This is a genomic window from Streptomyces anulatus (assembly GCF_000721175.1).
Classification (GTDB): domain Bacteria; phylum Actinomycetota; class Actinomycetes; order Streptomycetales; family Streptomycetaceae; genus Streptomyces; species Streptomyces anulatus_C.
Genome location: NZ_JOEZ01000005.1, coordinates 36996 through 58941, shown reverse-complemented (window position 1 = coordinate 58941; position 21946 = coordinate 36996). Strand labels below are relative to the sequence as shown.

Genomic DNA, 21946 nt, shown 5'->3' with positions numbered 1-21946 from the left:
CGCCGGGAATCCGTCAGCGCGCAGCGGTGTGTTCTCAGTTGTCGGAGTAGCTGAAGTCGCCCATCGTCCATGCGCTGACGTCCTCGATCGCGACCCGGTACATCCCACCCGTCTCCGGGATCCCCACCGTGCCCTGCAGAATCCGCGCCACATGGAAATGCAGATGCGTGGGCGCTTCGTCCACAGGCGTCGGGGCGGTGAAGGCGGCGGAGAACTCGCTCAGGAGGGCCGAGTCGGCCAGGACCTCCGACACCCGCTGCCTCCAGACCGCTTCGGGAGCCAGCCGCCCCGTGATGACAGCACCACCGGCGACCACGGTCAGAGTCATCTGATTGCTGTGCCCGGACTCCACCAGGGCAGCGACATCAACAAGCAGTTCGTCAGGCTTCGACATGGGGCCAATCCTATGCACCCCCGTCCGGCCGGTTCGAGGGGCGGCTCCATCTCCGGCGTCGACGACGCCGGTTCAGCGCTCCCGCGCCTCGCGCGGGGGCAGGGCGGCGCAGACGGGACAGGTGTGCCCGTCGATCGCGGCCAGCAGGCGCGTGGCCGCCGTGCGTACGGCCCGCGCCGGGGAAGGGCCCCCGGCATCGGCATCGGGCACGTCGTGCACGGCGGCCAGCCGGACGGCCGTGGCGCGGCCCGCCGCCACCGCGTCGTGCGCGGCGCGGGTCCACTCCGGGTGCTCGACGCTTCCGGCGGCCAGGATCGTGACGAGCAGGTCCAGGACGCCCGCCCGGTCCCGGACCGTGTCCGTTGCCGCCAGCTCCCAGAGGAAGGGCACCGTCGCCGCCGTGGAGTCGAAGACGGGCGGGGTGCCGATCCACCGCTCCAGATCGCTCAGGGCCTCGCCCGCGGTCGGTGCGTCGCCCCAGGCGATCCGCGACAGCACACCCGGAACCTGGGAAGCGGAGCCGTACGCGTGCTGCAGCTCGTGCCACCGCACGTTCCTCATGGCCCCCAGCACAGTCCCCATCCGGGCACTCAATCAGCCTTTACCGCACGGCGTCCACCATGCCGGGAGACCGTTCCGTCGACCGGCCCACTCCGTGGAGCCGGCGCAGATACTCCCGTACGGAGCGGGCGTCGTCCGCCGAGGCGAGAACGCCCACGTGGTGGTCGGGGCGGACGACCACGACGGCCCCCGGCCCCGTACCCCCGGAGGCCTCCGTTCCGTATGCGGCGGCCGCGTGGCCCGCGTCGTCGACCACCGCCCCGGGCTCCGCCCCGGTCCGGTCCTCGTGCGTCCCGTACACCCGGCAGGTCCGCACCCCGGCGTCGCCGTACACGGCCGCCGCCTCGCGCAGGACCGCCGCGCTCCCGGGGCCGAAGCCGAGGACCGTGGTGCGGGGTCCGGCGAAGATCCGGTGCAGTCGGGTACGGGCTCCGGTGGCGGCCTCGACACAGGGAGCGTCCGGGGCGCGATCCCCGGCGACGGGCGTGTCGGGCGCACCATCCCCGGCGTGCGGGGCGGCGGTGGGGGGGCCGGCCCGCGCGGCGGCCAGGGAGCTCCAGCGGTAGCCGACGCCCAGACCCGTGGTGTCCGTGGTGATCGCCGCGTCCAGGCCGCCGCCGGGCCGGCGGATCGCCTCCAGCGTGGCCCGTAGCCGCTCCGATGTGAGGTCCAGGGTGCGGGCGGCCACCGGGAGCCGCTCCTCCTCGTACGTGTCCAGCAGGGTCGCGTCCGCGCGACCGGCGAGCACCAGGCCCAGCTTCCAGCCCAGGTTGAACGCGTCCTGGATGCCGGTGTTCATCCCGAGGCCGCCCGCGATGGCGTGCACGTGCGCCGCGTCGCCCGCGAGGAAGACCCGCCCCGCGCGGAACCGGTCCGCCATCCGCACGTTGACCCGGTACGTCGACAGCAGCTCGGCCCGCGTCAGGTCCTCGCCGGGCAGTGCGGTGTGGCGGGCGAGCAGCCGCCGGAACCCGTCGGCGGTGGGCGTGAGCGGCCGCCCCCGCCCGTCCCGCTCCGGCCCGGCCTGGAACCACCAGCCCGTCCGCGTACCGGGGATCGGGCAGAGCATCACCGCGCCGTCCTCGTCGAACCACTGGTGCCAGTGGGTACGGTCCAGGGCGCCCTCGGCCAGGTCCACATCGCCGCAGACCATCACCTGGTCCTCGGCGGTGGTCCCCTCGAACCCGATGCCGAGCAGCTTCCGTACGGAGCTGTGGGCGCCGTCGCAGCCGACGACGTACCGCGCCCGCCCGGCCGGCCCATCGGCGAACGTGACGTCGACACGACCCCCGTCGCCGTGGCCGTCGCCGTGGTCCCCGTCCCGCCCCTGCGCCAGCCCCACGACCTCGCGGCCCGGCTCGACGCGGACGCCGTACCCGGCCAGCCGGTCGCGGAGGATCCCCTCCAGCCGCCACTGGGCGATCAGCCACCCCCGGTCGTAGGGGGCGTCCGGGGACGGCGCGGAGTCCGCCCACGGATCGGCCTCCGCGACCGGGAGGCGGCCGCGGTACTTGAGCATCGGCAGCGGGGCCGAACCGGCGGCGAGCACCTCCTCGGCAACCCCGAGATCGTCCAGGATCTCCAGCGACCGGGGGTTGGGCCCCTTGGCGCGCGAGGTGTGCGGCGGCGCGGGGGACCGGTCCACGATCCGTACGGCCGCTCCGCGCCGGGCCAGATCGCAGGCCAGCACCAGCCCGGTGGGCCCCGCGCCCACGATGAGTACGTCGGTCATGCCCATGCCCATGCCCATGCCCATGCCTCTCCTTCGGTCACGCTCTCCAGCCGTCCATCCAGGACCAGAGAAACGTAACCAAGTAAGAAAAGCAACTAGGTAATCTTTTGTTGCATGGTGTCCGGGGCCTGTGCGGGGTCCGGAGCGGTGGACGTGGGATCCGGAGCCACGGCCGCGGGCGCGGCGGCCGCCGTCGCCAGCAGCTTCAGCGCCAGCGCCCGGTTGCGCCGCGAGGACCGCAACGCGTCCCAGGTCAGCATCGACAGTGCCAGCCAGACCAGGGCGAACCCGGCCCACCGCTCGGGCGGCATCGACTCGTGGAAGTAGAGGACGCCCAGCCCGAACTGGAAGACCGGGGCCAGGTACTGGAGCAGCCCCAGCGTGGACAGCGGCACCCGGACCGCCGCCGCGCCGAAGCAGATCAGCGGGACCGCCGTGACGATCCCCGTCGCCGCGAGCAGGAACCCGTGCCCCGCGCCCCCGGCCGTGAACGTCGACTCGCCGGTGGCGGCCAGCCAGAGCAGGAAGCCGAGCGCGGGCACGAACAGCACGGCGGTCTCGGCGGCCAGGGACTCCAGGCCGCCCATGTTCACCTTCTTCTTCAACAGGCCGTACGTGGCGAAGGAGAACGCCAGCACCAGCGAGACCCAGGGCGGCTTGCCGTAACCGATCGCCAGGACGAGGACGGCGACCAGTCCCGTGGCGACCGCGGCCCACTGCACCGGGCGCAGGCGTTCGCCCAGCAGCAGGACGCCCATGGCGATGGTGACCAGCGGATTGATGAAGTAGCCGAGCGAGGCCTCGACGACCTGGCCGTTGTTCACGGCCCAGATGTAGAGGCCCCAGTTGACGGTGATGGTCGCCGCCGCGACCGATATGAGGCCCAGCTTGCGCGGATCGCGGGCCAGTTCGCCGATCCAGGCCCAGCGGCGTACGGCCAGCAGGGCGATGGCGACGAAGCCGAGCGACCAGACCATCCGGTGGGCGAGGATCTCGATCGCCCCGGACGGCTTCAGCAGCGGCCAGAAGAGGGGGACGACGCCCCACATCCCGTATGCGCCGATTCCGTACAGCAGGCCTGTCCGCTGTTCGTTCTTGCCCTCCACGTGCCCTCCCGGCCCGCCCACGCCGGCGGATCCGCCGACGGCACGACGGTAGCGCCGGAAGGGCCTCATGTCATAGCCGTCTCACGGAAACACTCATGACACTCATGACGGTGCTGTGTGCGACGGGGGCCGGTCGGAGGATGAGGCGCCGCTCGGCATCGAGGCCGCCGAACAGGTGTGGGCGCTCGCCCGCTGGACCGAACGCCAGGTGGGCGCGGTGCAGACGGCACGCGAGGCATACGACGAGGCCCGGGCCTGATCCTTCGGCGTGGGCATACGGCGAGGCCCGGGCCTGATCCCGTGGGGATCGGGCCCGGGCCCCGGGCGGCGCGCGTGGTGGCGCGGGTACGGTCCTCGCTCGGCTCAGCCGATGACCGTCCAGGTGTCGTTGCCCGCGAGGAGCGAGCCGAGGTCGCCCTTGCCGTCACGCTCGACGGCGGCGTCCAGCTGGTCCGACATCAGCGTGTCGTAGACGGGCCGCTCGACGCTGCGCAGCACCCCGATCGGGGTGTGGTGCAGGGTGTCCGCGTCGGCGATCCGCGACAGTGCGAACGCTGTCGTGGGCGATTCCGCGTGCGCGTCGTGGACGAGGACCTGCGAGCGGTTCTCCTCCGTGACGGCCACGACCCGCAGATCACCGGTGGCCGGGTCGCGGACGACGCCTTTGGGCTCCTGGGAGCCGAAGAGGATCGGCTGCCCGTGTTCGAGGCGGATGACGGCCTCGGCGGCCTGTTCCTTGTCCTTGAGGACCTCGAACGCGCCGTCGTTGAAGATGTTGCAGTTCTGGTAGATCTCCACGAGCGCCGTGCCCGAGTGCTCGGCGGCCGCGCGCAGCACGCTCGTGAGGTGCTTGCGGTCGGAGTCGACCGTCCGCGCCACGAACGTGGCCTCCGCGCCGAGGGCGAGGGACACCGGGTTGAAGGGCGCGTCGAGCGACCCCATCGGCGTCGACTTGGTGATCTTCCCGATCTCGGAGGTGGGGCTGTACTGGCCCTTCGTCAGCCCGTAGATCCGGTTGTTGAACAGCAGGATCTTCAGGTTGACGTTCCGCCGCAGGGCGTGGATCAGGTGGTTGCCGCCGATGGAGAGCGCGTCGCCGTCACCGGTGACCACCCACACCGACAGATCGCGGCGGGAGGTGGCGAGCCCGGTCGCGATGGACGGGGCGCGGCCGTGGATGGAGTGCATCCCGTAGGTGTTCATGTAGTACGGGAAGCGGGAGGAGCAGCCGATGCCGGAGACGAAGGTGATGTTCTCCTTCGCGAGACCCAGCTCCGGCATGAACCCCTGGACGGCGGCGAGGACCGCGTAGTCGCCGCAGCCGGGGCACCAGCGCACTTCCTGGTCGGACTTGAAGTCCTTCATGGACTGCTTCGCCTCGGCCTTGGGCACCAGCTGCAGCAGCTCGTTGTGCCGCAGTTCGTCGGTGTCAGGCATCGATGGCCTCCTTGAGGGCCGTGGCGAGCTGCTCGGCCTTGAACGGCATTCCGTTGACCTGGTTGTAGCTGTGGGCGTCCACCAGATACTTAGCCCTCAGCAGCATCGCGAGCTGGCCCAGGTTCATCTCCGGCACGACGACCTTGTCGTAGCGCTTCAGTACCTCGCCGAGATTCTTCGGGAAGGGATTGAGATGGCGCAGATGGGCCTGGGCGATGGGCGCCCCCGCGGCGCGCAGCCGGCGTACGGCGGCGGTGATCGGCCCGTACGTCGACCCCCAGCCGAGCACCAGCGTGGCCGCCCCGGCCGGGTCGTCGACCTGGAGGTCGGGGACCTCGATGCCGTCGATCTTCGCCTGGCGGGTGCGGACCATGAAGTCGTGGTTGGCCGGGTCGTAGGAGATGTTGCCGGTGCCGTCCTGCTTCTCGATCCCGCCGATGCGGTGTTCGAGGCCGGCCGTCCCGGGAATGGCCCAGGGGCGGGCCAGGGTCTGCGGGTCGCGCTTGTAGGGCCAGAAGACCTCGGTGCCGTCGGCCAGGGTGTGGTTCGGGCCGGTGGCGAAGGCGGTCTTCAGATCGGGCAGGCTCGCCGTCTCCGGGATGCGCCAGGGCTCGGAACCGTTGGCGAGGTAGCCGTCGGAGAGCAGGAAGACCGGAGTCCGGTACGTCAAGGCGATCCGGGCGGCGTCGATCGCGGCGTCGAAGCAGTCGGCCGGGGTCTGCGGGGCCACGATCGGGACCGGGGCCTCGCCGTTGCGCCCGAACATCGCCTGGAGCAGATCGGCCTGCTCGGTCTTGGTCGGCAGCCCGGTGGACGGTCCGCCGCGCTGGATGTCGATGATCAGCAGCGGCAGCTCCAGGGAGACCGCTAGCCCGATCGTCTCCGACTTCAGCGCCACCCCGGGGCCGGACGTCGTCGTGACGCCCAGCGCTCCGCCGAACGCCGCACCGAGCGCCGCACCGATCCCGGCGATCTCGTCCTCGGCCTGGAAGGTCCGCACACCGAAGTTCTTGTGCCGGGACAGCTCGTGCAGGATGTCCGAGGCCGGGGTGATCGGATACGACCCCAGGTAGAGCGGCAGGTCCGCCAGCTGTCCGGCGGCGATCAGGCCGTAGGACAGGGCGAGGTTCCCCGAGATGTTGCGGTAGGTGCCGGTGGGGAAGGCGTGCGAGGCCGGGGCGACCTCGTAGGAGACCGCGAAGTCCTCGGTCGTCTCACCGAAATTCCACCCGGCCCGGAAAGCGGCCACGTTCGCCTCGGCGATCTGCGGCTTCTTGGCGAACTTCTCCCGCAGGAACGTCTCCGTCCCCTCGGTCGGCCGGTGGTACATCCACGACAGCAGACCCAGCGCGAACATGTTCTTGGACCGCTCGGCCTCCTTGCGGGGAAGCCCGAACTCCTTCAGAGCCTCCAGCGTCAGCGTCGTCAGCGGCACCGGATGGACGTTGTAGGCCTCCAGCGAACCGTCCTCCAGCGGACTGGTCGCATACCCCACCTTCGCCATCGGCCGCTTGGTGAACTCGTCGGTGTTCACAATGATCTCCGCGCCGCGCGGTACGTCGCCGATGTTCGCCTTCAGCGCGGCGGGGTTCATCGCGACCAGGACGTTGGGGGCATCGCCCGGGGTCAGAATGTCATGATCGGCAAAGTGGAGCTGGAAGGAAGAGACCCCCGGCAGGGTGCCTGCGGGGGCCCGGATCTCGGCCGGGAAGTTCGGCAGGGTGGAGAGATCGTTGCCGAAGGAAGCGGTCTCCGAGGTGAACCGGTCACCCGTGAGCTGCATACCGTCACCCGAGTCGCCCGCGAAGCGGATGATCACCCGGTCCAGGCGACGGATCTCCTTCCCGTCGCCGCCCGTGGTTCCCGTCGTACCTGACAGGGGGGCTCGCTGCCCCCCGAGGACGGCGTCATTGGCCTCATCGGCCTTTTCTGCCGCGCTACTGACCTGGCTCGTCACTGAACTGGACCTCCCTTGGGGCGGCGGTTCGGAACCGTCCGGCCAGCCGGCGATCCCAGAGGCCACCCTACGTCCGCGTAGGTGGCCCCCCAGGGACCGATCATATGGTGGACGCTGTTTTGAGACACCCTTTCAGTAAGGTTTGTCACCTTTCGTGAGCCTCTCGATCGTGGGACGAAGGCGGCCGCACTCTGAGTCTTTGGTCCTAGGCCTCCCTTGGTCTCCCCTTGTGTCCTCTTCTTGGTTCTCCTGTGACTCTCCCCTGACAGGGGAGCCCGTCCGGCGCTCGCCGGGCACCCCCGGACCTGCGCAACGCACCCCGGCGCGCTTCCGGCGGGTGGTCGCCGGGGCCCGCGCTCGCCTCCGGCTTCGGAGTATCTGACAATGTGTCAGATTGCTAGGAATTCAGGTAGGTCAGCACGGCGAGGACACGCCGGTGGTCGCCGTCGCTGGGCGAGAGCCCCAGCTTCAGGAAGATGTTGCTGACGTGCTTCTCGACCGCCCCGTCGCTCACCACGAGCTGCCGGGCGACGGCGGAGTTCGTCCGGCCCTCGGCCATCAGACCGAGGACCTCCCGCTCGCGCGGCGTCAGCCTGGCCAGCACGTCCTGCTTCCGGCTGCGGCCCAGCAACTGCGCCACCACCTCCGGGTCCAGCGCCGTCCCGCCCTGCGCCACCCGGACGACGGCGTCCACGAACTCGCGGACCTCGGCCACCCGGTCCTTCAGCAGATACCCCACCCCGCGACTGCTGCCCGCCAGCAGCTCGGTGGCGTACTGCTCCTCCACGTACTGGGAGAGGACCAGCACCCCGATGCCCGGGTAGTCCTTCCGCAGCCGCACCGCCGCGCGCACCCCCTCGTCGGTGTGCGTCGGCGGCATCCGCACATCGGCGACCACCACATCGGGAAGCGCCTGCTGGGCGCCGAGCTCCGCCACGGTCTTGAGCAGCGCCTCCGCGTCCCCGACCCCCGCGACCACGTCGTGCCCGAGATCGGTGAGCAGACGGGTGAGCCCCTCCCGGAGCAGGACCGAATCCTCGGCGATGACCACGCGCACCCTGTTCTCCACGTTCTCCACGACTGCGAGTCCCCCACTGTTCCGAATACGCCGCGTTCTCCGCGACCCCGCACGCACCACGCCCGACCACCGCGCAGCACGCCCCGACCGCTCAAGCATCCCAGGACCGGGACCCGGATGGGGGCCCTGTGGATAACCCGAGCGGACCGGTCGAAGAGCCTGACGAAGAGACCTACGCAGCGCTGTGCGAGGACCACGGCACACCGCCGCACGCCCCGCCTCGTACGCCCCGTCCTCGTACGCCCCGTCGCCCGGCCGAGGGGCCGGGCGACGGGGCGTACGAGGACGGGGCGGATTCGCGTCCGGTCAGCCGCGCCAGGGCAGCTCGGCCGTGACCGTCGTCGGACCGCCGGCCGGGGAGTCGACCACAAGGACCCCGTCCACCGCGTCCAGCCGCTCCGTCAACCCGGCCAGGCCGCCGCCCGAGGCCGACGACGCCCCGCCTCGGCCGTTGTCCGTGACCTGGAGCATCAGCCGGTCGGCCGCCCGCCACACGTCGACCGTGGCCCGGGTCGCCCGGGCGTGCTTGCTGATGTTCTGGAGCAGCTCCGAGACCGTGAAGTACGCGATGCCCTCGATCGCCTGCGCGGGCCGTGAGTCCAGATCCACCTCGACCGTCACGGGCACGGTGCAGCGGGAGGCTATCGCGGAGAGCGCGGCGTCCAGGCCCCGGTCGGTGAGGACGGCGGGGTGGATCCCGCGGGCCAGATCGCGCAGCTCCTGAAGGGCCACCTTCACCTCGCCGTGCGCCTCGTCCACCATGCGGGCCGCGGCCTCGGGGTCGTCGGTGAGCTTCTCCTTCGCCAGACCCAGATCCATGGCGAGGGCGACCAGGCGGGCCTGCGCGCCGTCGTGCAGGTCGCGTTCGATCCGGCGCAGGTCGGCGGCGGCGGTGTCCACGACCACGCCCCGGTCCGACTCCAGCTCGGAGACCCGGCTGGCCAGCCGGGACGGGCCCAGCAGACCGGTGACCATCAGTCGGTCCACCGTCAGCAGCCCCCGCACGATCCACGGTGCCGCGAGCACCAGCGCCAGGCCCAGCGCCCCGGTCACCGCCAGCTCGCCCGGCGAGTCCAGATACTCCCGGTGGGTACGGTCCCCGTACAGCTGGAGGCCGTCCTGCCCCCCGAACACCGGGAAGAGCCAGAACCACAGCGGGTACGTCAGCGCCGCCAGGCCGTACGTCCAGAACGTGATCGCGACGACGAACGTGAACGTCGCCCACGGGAAGTGCAGCAGCGTGAACAGCAGGTGCCGCCAGGACACCCCGCTCTTGAGGACCGCGCCCATCCAGGACATCGGGCCGCCGGTCTTCCCCCGCACCCGCTCCGGATCCGCCACCTCGACCCGCAGCAGCCCGCGCGCCCGGTGCCGCTCCAGCGCACCGAAGCCCCGGCAGACGGCGAGACCGGCCGCGAGGACCGGTATCCCGATGAAGGTGACCAGCAGGCCCGCGCTCATCGACGTCATGGTGACCGCGAAGACGAACATCACCGTGCTGAGCGGGAAGCTCAGCAGCGCGTAGAGGAGCTCGCGCCAGGCGCGGACCTCCAGCGGTGCACGCAGCGGCGCCGGGAGGAAGTGCTTCGCCGGGGTCTTCGCCCCGAAGCCGGGGCCGGAACCCTGATGCTCCCGGTCCCGCGTGTCCGGTCCGTATGCCGTGGCCATGAGTCCCCGTCCGTCTCTGTCTCAGTCTCTCAGTGGGCTGTGCGTGGGGCGTGCGCCGCGATGGCGCGGAGGCGGCCCGTCACCACGGACCGTTCTCCCTCAAGGGTGCTGGCCGGCGGCCTTCCGCACCATGAGGTCCCTCTCCGTATGCGACCGGGGGTTTTCCCCACCCCCGGGAGGGGGCGGTCAGGCAGGCCGAGGCCACGCCCGGGGCAGCCGGCGCAGCCAGGCAATTCACCCCCGGGGCGGGCAGCCGTACAACCGGTCAGGCCGCAGCCCGGTCGCGCCAGGGCAGCTCGGCGGTGACCGTCGTCGGCCCGCCCTCCGGCGAGTCCAGGACGAACACCCCGTCGACCGCGTCGAGCCGCTCGGCGAGCCCCGCCAGCCCCGATCCGCCGCCCATCCGGGCCCCGCCTCCGCCGTCGTCCGTGACCTGGAGCATCAGCCGGTCCGCCGAACGCCACACGTCGACGGAGGCCGACCGCGCGCCGCTGTGCTTGCTGATGTTCTGGAGCAGCTCCGAGACGGTGAAATACGCGATGCCCTCGATCGCCTCCGCCGGACGCCCCCGAAGCCCCACCGACACCTTGACCGGGACCGTGCAGCGGGAGGCGATGGCGGAGAGTGCGGCGTCCAGGCCCCGGTCGGTGAGGACGGCGGGGTGGATGCCGCGGGCCAGATCGCGCAGCTCCTGAAGGGCGACCTTGATCTCGCCGTGCGCCTCGTCCACCATGCGGGCCGCGGCCTCGGGGTCGTCGGTGAGCTTCTCCTTGGCGAGGCCGAGCCCCATGGCGAGGGCGACCAGGCGGGCCTGTGCGCCGTCGTGCAGGTCGCGTTCGATCCGGCGCAGGTCGGCGGCGGCGGTGTCCACGACCACGCCCCGGTCCGACTCCAGCTCGGCGATGCGCCGCTCCAGCTCGTCCGAGGGCGACAGGAGTCCGCGCGCCATCGCCCGGTCCACCGTCGTCAGCCCCCGCGTGATGAACGGCAGCACCGGCCACAGGACGAACAGGCTCACCAGCGTCACCGCGAACGTCAGCACCCCCCACGGCAGCCGGATGAACCCGTACAGCAACGCCCGCCAGCCCACCGGGTCCTTCAGCCCCGCCAACAGCCGGGCGAAGAACCCCTGGTCCCGGTGGCCGCGCGCCAGCGGACTCGGCTCCTCGACCCGTACGCCGAGCATCCCCCGCGCCCGCCGCCGCTCCAGCCGGCCCAGCAGCCGGGAGCCCTGGAGCCCGCCGACCAGCAGGGGCAGACCGATCACCGTGACGGAGAGCCCGGCCCCGACGGCGATCACCAGGACCGTGTAGACGAACCCCACGACGGCCAACGGCAGATTGGCGAGCAGATACGCGACCTCCCGCCAGGTCCACCGGTCAAGGGCGATGCGGGCGGGCGGCAGCCGGTCGGGGTCCGGCAGGGAAGGGCTCATGGTCATACCCACAGCCTGCCGGGCCGCACCCGCGCACACCATGGGGCTCATGGGTGGGGTGAAGTAGGGATAACCCCACCCGATGCCCGACGCGGCTGCTTACGCTCCGTTTAACAGGCCCTAGACTCCCGTGCGTACAGAACAGGTGCGCGGGACAGATGCGGACGACGAAGGAGCGAGGGCGGACGTGACCGACGTGACCGACGTGACCGACGTGGCAGGCATGACCGGCGTGTCCGGCCGCCCGGTGGACGGACCCACCGCACTCGCCTCGGAGTACTTCCAGAGCTACTCGGTCATCGGCCTGCTCGCCCTGGTCGGTGTCCTGTTCGTCGCCGTGGCCTTCGGAGCCGGGCGACTGCTCCGCCCCGTCGTCCCCACCCCGGAGAAGCTCCTCACCTACGAATGCGGCGTCGACCCGGTCGGTGAGGGCTGGGCGCACACCCAGGTCCGCTACTACGTCTACGCGTTCCTGTACGTGATCTTCGCGGTCGACTCCATCTTCCTGTTCCCGTGGGCCACGGTGTTCGCGGCGCCCGGATACGGGGCGACGACCCTGGTCGAAATGTTCATCTTCCTCGGCTTCCTGGCCGTGGGACTGCTCTACGCATGGAAGAAGGGCGTCCTCGCATGGGCCTGACGAGCCGGCCGACCCCCGCGTCCCAGCAGCCCGCGACCCCGCCCTCGTCCGACCCGGTCCTCCTCCCGGAGCCGAAGCGCCTCGGCGTGCTCTCCCGGCTCGCACCGGAGCCGATGAAGGTCGTCCTCAACTGGGGCCGCCGCTACAGCCTCTGGGTCTTCAACTTCGGACTCGCCTGCTGCGCCATCGAGTTCATCGCCGCGTCCATGGCACGCCACGACTTCATCCGGCTGGGCGTGATCCCGTTCGCGCCCGGCCCCCGTCAGGCCGACCTCATGATCGTGTCCGGCACGGTGACGGACAAGATGGCCCCGGCCGTGAAGCGGCTGTACGAGCAGATGCCCGAACCGAAGTACGTCATCTCCTTCGGCGCCTGCTCCAACTGCGGTGGCCCCTACTGGGACTCGTACTCCGTCACCAAGGGCGTCGACCAGATCATCCCCGTCGATGTGTACGTACCCGGCTGCCCGCCCCGGCCCGAGGCGCTGCTCCAGGGCATCCTCAAGCTCCAGGAGAAGATCGCGCGCGAATCCCTCGCCGAGCGGTACGCCTCCGGGGCGACGGGCGGCGGCCCGTCCACCGAGGCCCTGCGCAGCGGCCTGGTCGCCGCGCCGACTCCGAAGCCGGCCTCGACAGGGACATCGACTCCGGGGGAGGGGCAGCGATGAGCGAACACGACCAGCACGCCGAAACCGCGGCCGAGGCCTACGACCGGCTGCCGGACGCGGTCACCGACCTGTTCGGCGACGAGGCCGCGGCGGAGTCGGCGTACGACCTGCTGACCGTCGACGTCCCCGCCGCCGCCTGGCTCACCGCGCTGCGGACCGCCCGCGACGAACTCGGATGCAGCTACTTCGACTGGCTCAGCGCCGTGGACGAACCGGGCGTCGGCTTCCGCGTCTGCGCCCATGTCGCGGCACTGGGCACGGGTACGGTGCGGCGTCTGATGGTAAGGACGACCGTGCCGCACGACGCGGCGGTGCTGCCCAGCGCCATCGACGTCTACGCGGGCGCCGCGTGGCACGAGCGTGAGACGCACGAGATGTTCGGCGTCGCGTTCGAGGGCCACCCCCATCTCGTACCGCTGCTGCTGCCGGAAGGCTTCGAGGGCCACCCGCTGCGCAAGGACTTCGTCCTGGCCGCACGTGTCGCCAAGGCCTGGCCCGGGGCGAAGGAACCGGGGGAGCCGGCGGAGGGCCACACCGGTCCCAAGCGTCGCGCGATGCTCCCGCCCGGGGTCCCCGACCCGAACGAATGGGGCCCCCTGAAGGGCCAACTCCCCCCGGTCGCCGCCCGTCCGGCCCGAGCCGCCCGCCCCGCGGCCGACCGCCCGCCCCGCCGCACCCGCACCGCGGGCGAGGGCTCGGCGGCACAACGCACGGTGCCCGGCGCGGAGGCCCCCACGGCGTCCGGCGCGAACGCCTCCGCGGCCACCGGCACGAACGCCCCCGCGACGCCGGAGGCATCCGCATCCCCGGAGGCGCCTTCGACGACCGCACAGCCGACGGTCACCACGCCCCCGCACGCACCCCCGACGACCCGCCCGCGCCGTTCCCGGTCGGCGTCCGAGGGCTCGGCCAGCCAGCGCCCGGAGCCCGACGCGCCCGGGGACACCTCGGGGCCGCCGCCCCGGGTGCGCAGCACGGACGCCCCGTGGCACGACGCCCGACCGGCCTTCGACGAACCGGAGGGCCCGGAGGCGAGCGGCTCCGCGCAGCCGCCCGAGCCCTCTGCGCGCGCGGAAAGCCCTGGCGGCCCGGAGGCCGGGTCTCCGGACGCGTCTTCTCAGCCCTTCCGGCGTTCGAGCAGCGGGGGCACGGGGGCGGAGCCCCCGGTTCGGGAAGCGGCGGGCAGGGCAGAAGCCCCGCGCAGCGGCCCCGCCCCCGGGCAACCCTCCACTCCCAGCGAGGCCGCCGAGTCCGAAGGCGAGCCCGCCCCCAAGGACGAGCCCACCCCCGCCCCTGACGAACCCGCCCCCGACAAGCCCACCCCCGACCACCCCGCCGGAGGCGATCCCGAGTGAACGACGCTCTCGACGTCGCCCTCCGCCTGGCCGTCATCTTCGTCGTGTTCCTGGTCGCCCCGCTCCTCGTGGGCCAGACGGAGCACAAGGTGATGGCCCACATGCAGGGCCGCCTGGGCCCCATGTACGCAGGCGGCTTCCACGGCTGGGCCCAGCTCGTCGCGGACGGCGTGAAGTTCGCGCAGAAGGAGGACGTGGTCCCGGCCGCCGCCGACCGCCGCGTCTTCCAGCTCGCCCCCGCCGTCGCCCTCCTCCCGTACCTCCTCGTCCTCGTGGTCATCCCCGTCGGCCCCGGCGACGGCGCGGTCGGCCAGGTCATCGACGCGGGCATCTTCTTCGTGCTCGCCGTCATGGGCATCGGCGTCCTCGGCTCGCTCATGGCGGGCTGGGCCTCCGCCAACAAGTTCTCGCTGCTCGGAGGCCTCCGTACCGCCGCGCAACTCCTCTCCTACGAGCTGCCGATGCTCCTGACCGCCGCCTCCGTGGCCATGGCGGCCGGTACGGTCTCGCTCACCGGCATCCTCGACGCCTTCGAGTGGTGGTGGCTGCCCTGGCAGATCGTCGGCGCCCTGGTCTTCTTCGTGGCCGGTCTCGCCGAACTCCAGCGCCCCCCGTTCGACATGCCCGTGGCCGACTCCGAGATCATCTTCGGCGCGTACACCGAGTACACCGGTCTGCGCTTCGCCCTGTTCCTCCTCGCCGAGTACGCGGGCATCGTCATCCTGTGCGCCCTGACCACCGTCCTCTTCCTCGGCGGCTGGCACGGCCCGTTCGGCGCCGACGGACTCGGCTGGCTCTGGACCCTCCTCAAGACCGCCCTCCTCGCGTTCGTCGTCATCTGGCTGCGTGTCAGCTACCCGCGCCTTCGTGAGGACCAGTTGCAGAAGCTCGCCTGGACCACCCTCGTCCCGCTCGCCCTCGCGCAGATCGCGCTCACCGGCATCGTGAAGGTGGCGATCAACTGATGACCCCGATCCCTGGATCCGGCCTGGCCAAAGGCCTTGCCGTCACCCTCCGCACGATGACGAGGAAGACCGTCACCGCGCAGTACCCGGACACCCAGCCGGAACTCCCGCCCCGCTCCCGCGGCGTCATCGGGCTGTTCGAGGAGAACTGCACGGTCTGCATGCTCTGCGCCCGTGAGTGCCCCGACTGGTGCATCTACATCGACTCCCACAAGGAGACGTCGCCGCCCGCCGCCCCCGGTGGCCGTGAGCGCAGCCGGAACGTGCTCGACCGTTTCGCCATCGACTTCTCCCTGTGCATGTACTGCGGCATCTGCATCGAGGTGTGTCCCTTCGACGCGCTGTTCTGGTCGCCCGAGTTCGAGTACGCGGAGACGGACATCCACGAACTCACCCACGAGCGCGACAAGCTCCGCGAGTGGATGTGGACCGTGCCGGAGCCGCCCGCCCTCGACCCCGCGGCCGAGGAGCCGAAGGAGATCGCCGCCGCCCGCAAGACCGCGGACAAGCTCGCAGCCCAGCGTGCACAGGAGGAGCAGGCACAAAAGACACAGCAGGCAGAGCCGGAGGAAGACGAGCAGGGAGGGACCTCGTGACGCTTCACACCGCGCCTCCCGTGTTCATCGCAGCCGCCGGCGACCACCCCGGGTTCCTCTCACCGTCCGGCGTGGAGATCGCGTTCCTCCTCGTCGGTCTCGCCACCCTCGGCGCCGCCGTCATCACCGTCACGACCAAGCAGCTGGTGCACGCAGCGCTCTGGCTCGTCGTGGCGCTCGGCGGACTGGCCGTCGAGTACCTCCTGCTCACCGCGGAGTTCATCGCCTGGGTGCAGGTGCTGATCTACGTCGGTTCCATCGTCGTTCTCCTCCTCTTCGGCCTGATGCTCACCCGGGCCCCCATCGGCCGCTCCCCGGACGCCGATTCGGGCAACCGGTGGGTCGCCCTCGGGGTGGCCGCCGCCACGGCGGCGGCCCTCGTCTGGGTGGTGGCCGACGCCTTCCGCACCACCTGGATCGAGCTCGACGGGCCGGCCCAGGGCTCCACCGAAGTCACCGGCGCCTTCCTGTTCCGGAACTGGGTCCTGCCCTTCGAAGCGCTCTCCGTCCTGCTGCTCGCCGCCCTCGTCGGTGCGATCGTCCTGTCCCGCAGACGCGACACGGACACCACGGTCCGCCCCGGCACGAACGGCACGGCCAAGGAGGAGCAGAGCTGATGCACCTCGCCTATCCCGCCGTACTCGCCGCCCTCCTCTTCAGCGTCGGCCTCTACGGCGTCCTCGCCCGCCGCAACGCGATCCTGGTCCTGATGTCCGTCGAGCTGATGCTCAACGCCGTCAACCTCAACCTCGTCGCCTTCGACGTCTGGCTCCGCGACACCCTCCACTCCGGCCAGGCCCTCACGCTCTTCACCATCGCCATCGCCGCCGCCGAGATCGGCATCGGACTCGCGATCGTCCTGGCCGTCTACCGCAACCGGGGCAGCTCCGACATCGACCGGCTCCGCGACACCGCCGAGACCGACGAAGCCGAGACGCTCCCCGACGACGCAGAGGCGGACAACGCCGAGCTGCCCCACGGCGGAGGGAACAAGGACGACGGGAACGACGAGAACTCAGGGAAGACGAAGAAGGCAGAGGCCACCACGTGACCACCACGACTCTCGCCGCCCTCGTACCCCTCCTCCCGTTCCTCGGCGCGCTCGCCGGGCTCGCCGTCGGCCGCACCGCCCCCGGCTTCGTCCGCCCGCTGGCGATCATTCCGACCCTCACCGCGGCCGTTCTCGCCGTGATCGTCGCCGTCCGCCAGGGCGGCGGCCGGGCCATCGACGCCGCGACCCAGCTCACACCCACCGGCTCGGTCCCGATCGACCTGGCGCTGCACCTCGACGGCTTCGCCGTCCTGGTCGCCGTCCTCGTCGCCGTCGTCGCCACCTGCGTACAGCTCTACTCCACGGCCTACCTCCGCGACGACGCCCGCTACCCCTCCTACGCCGCCCTCGTCTCCCTCTTCACCTCCGCGATGCTCCTGGTCGTCTACTCCGGCGACCTGATGGTGCTCCTGGTCGGCTGGGAGGTCATGGGCATCTGCTCCTACTTCCTCGTCGGCCACTACTGGGAGACGCCCGAGGCCCGGGCCGCCTCCCTCAAGGCCTTCCTGGTCACCAAGCTCGGCGACGTCCCCTTCCTGGTCGGGCTGTTCGCGCTCGCCGCCGACACCGGCAGCTTCCGGATCACCAAGATCCTCGCGGCCGTCGGCACCGGCGGACTCGATCACCCCACTCTCATCGCCCTGCTGCTCCTCGCGGGCGTCGCGGGCAAGTCGGCCCAGTTCCCCTTGCACACCTGGCTACCGGACGCGATGGCCGGCCCCACCCCCGTCTCCGCGCTCATCCACGCCGCGACGATGGTCGCCGCCGGCATCTACTTCGTGGCCCGCCTGCTGCCCGTCTTCGCGGCCTCCGGCGCTGCGCTCGTCGTCCTCGCCGTGATGGCCGCCGTCACGATGATCGGATCCGGGCTCGCCGCCCTCGCCCAGGACGACATCAAACGCGTCCTCGCCTACTCGACCATCGGCCAGCTCGGCTACATGTCGGGCGCCCTCGCCGTCGGCGACCGTGGCGCCGCCGTCTTCCACCTGATCTCGCACGGCGCGTTCAAAGCCGTCCTCTTCCTCGCCGCGGGCGTCGTCATCCACGCCGCGGGCACCAACTCACTGGCCGCCATGTCCCGGATGGGCGGCCTCGCCCGCCGCATCCCGGACGCCTACTGGACGATGACCGTCGCCCTCCTCGCACTGGCCGCCATCCCACCGTTCGCCGGCTTCTTCTCCAAGGAAGCCGTCCTCGTCGCCGCCGAGCACACGGCCCTCGGGGACCGGACCGTCGCCCCGGCCGCCGCGGGCTGGACGATCCTGATCGCCGGGCTCCTGGCCGCCGTCCTCACCGCCGCCTACGCCGTACGCCTCTGGCTCCTCGCCTTCCGGGGCCGCGGGGCCGAAGTGCCCGACCACGGCCGGCAGCCCGTCGCCATGACCTCCGTCCTGTGGATCCTGGCCGTCCCCACCATCGGCCTCGGCCTCACCGCCGGTGCGATCGGCGACTGGTTCGACGGGCACGCCCTCACCCCGTCCCTCACCACGGCCGTCCTGTCCACCGGGGTCGGCCTCGTCGGCGGGCTCGTCACCTACGGCGCCTGGCGGCACACCACCGCCCTCGCCGCCCGCAACCCCATCGGCGCCGTCGTCGCCCACCCCGGTGCCGAACCCGCCCTCGTCGAAGCCGAGGCCATGACGTCCCACACCGCCGTCTACGGCACCATCGCGGACGCCTCCGACCCGGCCGACCCGGGACGACTCCTCCTGGGCCCGCTCCACCGCCACGCGGTCACCGGCTTCCACCTCGACGTCCTGTACACGGCGCTGTTCGTCCGGCCGGTCCAGGGAGCCGCCCGCCTCGTCCGCTTCCTGGACCGCGAGGTCGTCGACACCTACGTCAACGGATCGGGCGCCGTCACCCGCCTCCTCGGCACCGCCGTCCGCCGGGCCCAGACCGGCAACGTGCAGACCTACGCCGGCGCCCTGCTCGCCGGGTCCCTCGTCCTGGCGATCGCCGCCGTCGTCTTCGCCAACGTCAACGCGGGGTCGTGACCGTGATCGATATCAGTGCGTCCGTGATGCAGTTCCTTCTGGCGTTCATCGTCGTCGCCCCGCTCCTCGGCGCCGTCGCGGCCCTGCTCCCCGCCCCGCCCGGGCTCAGGGGGAAGAGCCCCGACCAGGCCGTGCTCCGCCACGGCGTGACCGTCACCGGCGCCGTCCTCATCGCCGCGATCGTCCTGGCCGTCGGCTTCGACCACGACCACCCCGCCACGATGCAGGCGACCACCGACATCAGCTGGATCCCGGCGCTCGACGTCCGCATCCACCTCGGCATCGACGGCATCTCGCTCCCCCTCCTGGTCCTGACCGCGCTGCTGACCTTCCTCTGCGCGCTGTACAGCTACTTCAAGCTGCCCGCGGGCCCCTCACCGAAGGCCTTCGTCGCCCTCGTCCTCGTCCTGGAGTCCGGCACCCTCGCCACCTTCGCCGTCCTCGACCTGCTGCTCTTCTTCCTCGCCTTCGAGATGGTCCTCATCCCGATGTACTTCCTCATCGCCCGCTGGGGCGGCGGCCAACGGCAGGCGGCCGCCTGGAAGTTCATCCTCTACACCCTGCTCGGCTCGGTCGTCATGCTGCTGGGCCTCCTCCTCGTCGGGCTGAAGAGCGGCACCTTCGACATGGTGGCACTCGCCACTGACAACGGCCGGGGCCTCACCACATCCGTGCAGGTCATCGCCGTACTCGCGATCGGTCTCGGCCTCGCCGTGAAGACCCCGATGTGGCCCCTGCACAGCTGGCTCCCCGACGCCCACACCGCCGCCCCCACCGTCGGGTCGGTGCTCCTCGCGGGCGTCCTGCTGAAGATGGGAACGTACGGATTCGTGCGGATCCTGCTCCCCATCGCCCCCGACGGTATGCGGACCTTCGCGCCCTACCTCGCCGCGTTCGCCGTCGTCGGCATCGTCTACGGATCCCTCGCCTGCCTGGCCCTGGCCCGTACCGGCGCCAAGGGCGACCTCAAGCGGCTCATCGCCTACTCGTCCGTCGGCCACATGGGCTTCGTCCTGCTCGGCATCGCCACCATGACCCCCACCGGAGTCAACGGCGCGCTCTTCGCCAACATCGCCCACGGCCTCATCACCGGCCTGCTGTTCTTCCTGGTCGGCGCCGTCAAGGACCGCTACGGCACCGCCGACCTCGACACCCTCGCCGGAGCGACCGGGGCCGCCCTCTACGGCCGGGCCCCCCGCCTCGGCGCGCTGCTCGCCTTCGCCGCCGTCGCCTCGCTCGGCCTGCCCGGACTCGCCGGATTCTGGGGCGAGATGCTCACCCTGTTCGGCGCGTACAGCCCCGCCGAAGGCCTCAGCCGCCCCGCGTTCCGCACCTTCATGGCCATCGGGGCGTTCGGCACCCTGCTCACCGCTGCGTACATGCTCATCGTCGTCCGCCGCGTCTGCATGGGTGAGCACACACCCCACTCCCGGCTGTCGCCCGACGACCGCGCTCCGCAAGCGGCGGCCGGCCCCCAGCCGTCCGGGGCCGCCGGAGCCCGGCCGGCCACCACCACCCCGCAGCTCGCCGACATCCAGACGTACGAAGCCGTCACCTGGACCCCGCTCGCCGCGCTCACCGTCCTCGCCGGCCTCTGGCCCGCCGTCCTCCTCGGCCTCACCGACCCGGCCGTGCAGCAGCTCCTCGCAGGAGGCAAGTCGTGACCGCGGACATCGGCACCACCGCAGGAAGCCTCATCGAGCACACCATCGCGGCCGACGCCCCCAGCGTCGTCCAGTCCATCGACTGGCTGGCCATCGCGCCCCCCACCCTCACCGCGCTGGCCGCCCTGATCGTCCTCGTCGCCGACCTGTTCCTGCCCGCGCACCGCAAACAGCTCCTCGGCTACGGCGCCCTCACCGCCCTCGCCGCCGCCCTGGCGCTCCTGATCCCCCTGCGCGCCGGAGACCGGTCCACCTTCTGCGTCAACACCGGCGCACAGGCCTGCAGCTACACCGCCGACCACTTCACCGTCGTCATCCAGGCCCTCGTCCTGGGCGGCGCGTTCCTCACCGTCCTGCTCTCGCTCGACGACACCCGCAAACTGCCGGCGGGGGAGTACTGGTTCCTGCTCCTGGCCTCCGCCGCCGGGGCCGCCCTGCTTCCCGCCTCCCGCGACCTCGCCACGCTCGTCGTCGCCCTCGAAGTCGCCTCCTTGCCCGCGTTCGCCCTCGTCGGCATCAAGCGCGGCGACCGGCGCTCCTCCGAGGCCGCGCTGAAATTCTTCCTCTCCTCCGTCGTCGCCACCGCCGTCATGCTGCTCGGCGTCAGCTTCGTGTACGCGACCACCGGCACCCTGCACCTCACCGAGATCGCCGCCCGCCTCGACGACGTGCCCCCGGTGCTCGACACCCTCGCCAAGACCGGTGTGGCCCTCACCCTCGTCGGCTTCGCCTTCAAGACCGCCGCCGCGCCCTTCCACTTCTGGGTCCCCGACACCTACGTCGGCGCGCCCCTCCCGATCGCCGCCTACCTCTCCGTCGTGGGGAAGGCCGTCGGGTTTTCGGGGCTCATCCTGGTGACCGTCATCGCGTTCCCCTCCTATGCCGACGTCTGGGGGCCCGCACTCGCCGTCCTCGCCGCGCTCACCATGACCGTCGGCAACGTCGCGGCCCTCCGCCAGAACGCCTCCCGTGCCCGCAGCGCCGTCCGCCTCCTCGCCTGGTCCTCGGTCGCCCAGGCCGGCTACCTCCTGGTCCCGATCGCCGCCGCCGCGTACTCCACCGGTGAGCAGATCGGCTCCACGGTGGCGTACGCCCTCATGTACGCCGTCGTGAACCTGGGCGCGTTCGCGGTCGCCGCCCTCGTCGCCCGTACGCACCCCGGCAACCGGCTCTCCGACTACCGGGGCCTGTACACCACCCGGCCCCTCGCGGCCCTGGCGCTCGGCTTCTTCCTGCTCTGCCTGGCCGGACTGCCGCCCGGCATCATCGGGCTCTTCGCGAAGGTCACCGTCTTCTCCGCGGCGGTCGACGCGGGCCTCGGCTGGCTCGCCGTCGTCATGGCCGTCAACGTGGTGATCGCTCTCTACTACTACCTTCAGTGGACCGCGATCCTCTTCCGTACGCCGGACGCAACCCCGGCAGCGGCCGGGGCGGCCACCGGCGCCGCAGCCTCCGCCCCGGCGCGCCGATTCCGCGCCCCCGCCCCCCTCACCGCGGCGGTCCTCCTCACCGCCACCGCCGGAATCCTGCTCTCCGGGGTCCCGCAGGCCGTCCTGCGCTTCGCCTCCGTGAGCCTGTTCTGAGCCCTCCCGGGCCCGCAAGATCGGTTTGCCCGCGGCCCTCGCCACAGGGCAAGGTCTTG

At 71.7% G+C, this 21946-nt stretch carries 19 protein-coding genes and 1 pseudogene; 11 read left to right on the top strand and 9 right to left on the bottom strand.

Annotated elements, in window-relative coordinates:
• Positions 1-34 precede the first annotated feature (34 nt).
• The 4 genes from IG90_RS0106765 to rarD form a co-directional block, all read right to left on the bottom strand.
• Positions 35-394: a hypothetical protein gene (locus IG90_RS0106765; protein WP_030579027.1), complete on the bottom strand. Its 360-nt coding sequence runs from the start codon at positions 392-394 to the stop codon at positions 35-37.
• 72 nt (positions 395-466) lie between these two features.
• The gene (locus IG90_RS0106760) at positions 467-976 is read right to left on the bottom strand and encodes a hypothetical protein (protein WP_030579025.1); all 510 of its coding nucleotides are present in this window, start codon (positions 974-976) and stop codon (positions 467-469) included.
• 19 nt (positions 977-995) lie between these two features.
• Entirely contained in the window at positions 996-2693 is a 1698-nt protein-coding gene (locus IG90_RS0106755) for an FAD-dependent oxidoreductase (protein WP_209443551.1), read from the bottom strand.
• A gap of 89 nt (positions 2694-2782) precedes the next feature.
• Positions 2783-3793, bottom strand: coding sequence for an EamA family transporter RarD (gene rarD, locus IG90_RS0106750; RefSeq protein WP_030579018.1), 1011 nt, complete (start codon positions 3791-3793; stop codon positions 2783-2785).
• Positions 3794-3941: 148 nt separating this feature from the next.
• On the opposite strand from rarD, the pseudogene IG90_RS41625 reads away from it, so the two are divergent.
• Positions 3942-4052 (top strand): annotated as a pseudogene (locus tag IG90_RS41625) (winged helix-turn-helix transcriptional regulator); the annotation flags it as partial.
• Positions 4053-4156: 104 nt separating this feature from the next.
• Here IG90_RS41625 and IG90_RS0106740 read toward each other — a convergent pair.
• From IG90_RS0106740 to IG90_RS0106720, 5 genes are all read right to left on the bottom strand, one after another.
• Positions 4157-5230: a 2-oxoacid:ferredoxin oxidoreductase subunit beta gene (locus IG90_RS0106740; RefSeq protein ID WP_030579015.1), complete on the bottom strand. Its 1074-nt coding sequence runs from the start codon at positions 5228-5230 to the stop codon at positions 4157-4159.
• The gene (locus tag IG90_RS0106735; protein ID WP_030579012.1) at positions 5223-7187 is read right to left on the bottom strand and encodes a 2-oxoacid:acceptor oxidoreductase subunit alpha; all 1965 of its coding nucleotides are present in this window, start codon (positions 7185-7187) and stop codon (positions 5223-5225) included. Before IG90_RS0106735 ends, IG90_RS0106740 begins: the two co-directional genes overlap by 8 nt.
• Before the next feature lie 397 nt (positions 7188-7584).
• Entirely contained in the window at positions 7585-8244 is a 660-nt protein-coding gene (locus IG90_RS0106730; RefSeq protein ID WP_030579009.1) for a response regulator transcription factor, read from the bottom strand.
• Positions 8245-8571: 327 nt separating this feature from the next.
• Entirely contained in the window at positions 8572-9933 is a 1362-nt protein-coding gene (locus IG90_RS0106725) for a sensor histidine kinase (protein ID WP_030579006.1), read from the bottom strand.
• Between the two features lie 265 nt (positions 9934-10198).
• Positions 10199-11374, bottom strand: a complete 1176-nt coding sequence (locus IG90_RS0106720; RefSeq protein ID WP_030579003.1) for a sensor histidine kinase — start codon at positions 11372-11374, stop codon at positions 10199-10201.
• A 217-nt stretch (positions 11375-11591) separates the two neighbouring features.
• Here IG90_RS0106720 and IG90_RS0106715 point away from each other — a divergent pair, with 217 nt between their 5' ends.
• The 10 genes from IG90_RS0106715 to IG90_RS0106670 are packed head-to-tail and all read left to right on the top strand — an operon-like array spanning position 11592 to position 21887.
• A complete protein-coding gene (locus IG90_RS0106715; protein WP_051860042.1) occupies positions 11592-12008 on the top strand; it encodes an NADH-quinone oxidoreductase subunit A in 417 nt (138 codons plus the stop codon).
• Positions 11999-12676, top strand: coding sequence for an NADH-quinone oxidoreductase subunit B (locus IG90_RS0106710; RefSeq protein ID WP_030578999.1), 678 nt, complete (start codon positions 11999-12001; stop codon positions 12674-12676). Before IG90_RS0106715 ends, IG90_RS0106710 begins: the two co-directional genes overlap by 10 nt.
• Positions 12673-14031, top strand: coding sequence for an NADH-quinone oxidoreductase subunit C (locus tag IG90_RS0106705; RefSeq protein WP_030578997.1), 1359 nt, complete (start codon positions 12673-12675; stop codon positions 14029-14031). The genes IG90_RS0106710 and IG90_RS0106705 overlap by 4 nt, the downstream gene beginning before the upstream one ends.
• Positions 14028-14996, top strand: a complete 969-nt coding sequence (locus IG90_RS0106700) for a complex I subunit 1/NuoH family protein (protein WP_030578994.1) — start codon at positions 14028-14030, stop codon at positions 14994-14996. The genes IG90_RS0106705 and IG90_RS0106700 overlap by 4 nt, the downstream gene beginning before the upstream one ends.
• Positions 14996-15592 carry a NuoI/complex I 23 kDa subunit family protein gene (locus IG90_RS0106695; RefSeq protein ID WP_030578991.1) on the top strand — a complete coding sequence of 199 codons (597 nt, stop codon included), beginning with the start codon at positions 14996-14998 and terminating at the stop codon, positions 15590-15592. Before IG90_RS0106700 ends, IG90_RS0106695 begins: the two co-directional genes overlap by 1 nt.
• Positions 15589-16209: an NADH-quinone oxidoreductase subunit J family protein gene (locus IG90_RS0106690; RefSeq protein ID WP_030578988.1), complete on the top strand. Its 621-nt coding sequence runs from the start codon at positions 15589-15591 to the stop codon at positions 16207-16209. The genes IG90_RS0106695 and IG90_RS0106690 overlap by 4 nt, the downstream gene beginning before the upstream one ends.
• Positions 16209-16643 (top strand): NADH-quinone oxidoreductase subunit NuoK, encoded by a 435-nt coding sequence (gene nuoK / locus IG90_RS0106685; protein WP_030578984.1) that lies wholly within the window; start codon positions 16209-16211, stop codon positions 16641-16643. The genes IG90_RS0106690 and nuoK overlap by 1 nt, the downstream gene beginning before the upstream one ends.
• The gene (locus IG90_RS0106680) at positions 16640-18640 is read left to right on the top strand and encodes an NADH-quinone oxidoreductase subunit 5 family protein (protein ID WP_030578981.1); all 2001 of its coding nucleotides are present in this window, start codon (positions 16640-16642) and stop codon (positions 18638-18640) included. The genes nuoK and IG90_RS0106680 overlap by 4 nt, the downstream gene beginning before the upstream one ends.
• Positions 18637-20304 carry an NADH-quinone oxidoreductase subunit M gene (locus tag IG90_RS0106675; RefSeq protein ID WP_030578977.1) on the top strand — a complete coding sequence of 556 codons (1668 nt, stop codon included), beginning with the start codon at positions 18637-18639 and terminating at the stop codon, positions 20302-20304. The genes IG90_RS0106680 and IG90_RS0106675 overlap by 4 nt, the downstream gene beginning before the upstream one ends.
• Complete coding sequence (locus IG90_RS0106670) at positions 20301-21887, top strand: NADH-quinone oxidoreductase subunit N (protein WP_030578973.1); 1587 nt, start codon at positions 20301-20303, stop codon at positions 21885-21887. The genes IG90_RS0106675 and IG90_RS0106670 overlap by 4 nt, the downstream gene beginning before the upstream one ends.
• Positions 21888-21946: the final 59 nt, after the last annotated feature.

Coding starts and splice junctions, on each gene's coding strand:
- IG90_RS0106765 (WP_030579027.1), bottom strand. CDS start 394: ATGTCGAAGCCTGACGAACTGCTTGTTGATGTCGCTGCCCTGGTGGAG.
- IG90_RS0106760 (WP_030579025.1), bottom strand. CDS start 976: ATGGGGACTGTGCTGGGGGCCATGAGGAACGTGCGGTGGCACGAGCTG.
- IG90_RS0106755 (WP_209443551.1), bottom strand. CDS start 2,693: ATGGGCATGACCGACGTACTCATCGTGGGCGCGGGGCCCACCGGGCTG.
- IG90_RS0106740 (WP_030579015.1), bottom strand. CDS start 5,230: ATGCCTGACACCGACGAACTGCGGCACAACGAGCTGCTGCAGCTGGTG.
- IG90_RS0106725 (WP_030579006.1), bottom strand. CDS start 9,933: ATGGCCACGGCATACGGACCGGACACGCGGGACCGGGAGCATCAGGGT.
- IG90_RS0106720 (WP_030579003.1), bottom strand. CDS start 11,374: ATGACCATGAGCCCTTCCCTGCCGGACCCCGACCGGCTGCCGCCCGCC.
- IG90_RS0106715 (WP_051860042.1), top strand. CDS start 11,592: ATGACCGGCGTGTCCGGCCGCCCGGTGGACGGACCCACCGCACTCGCC.
- IG90_RS0106710 (WP_030578999.1), top strand. CDS start 11,999: ATGGGCCTGACGAGCCGGCCGACCCCCGCGTCCCAGCAGCCCGCGACC.
- IG90_RS0106705 (WP_030578997.1), top strand. CDS start 12,673: ATGAGCGAACACGACCAGCACGCCGAAACCGCGGCCGAGGCCTACGAC.
- IG90_RS0106695 (WP_030578991.1), top strand. CDS start 14,996: ATGACCCCGATCCCTGGATCCGGCCTGGCCAAAGGCCTTGCCGTCACC.
- nuoK (WP_030578984.1), top strand. CDS start 16,209: ATGCACCTCGCCTATCCCGCCGTACTCGCCGCCCTCCTCTTCAGCGTC.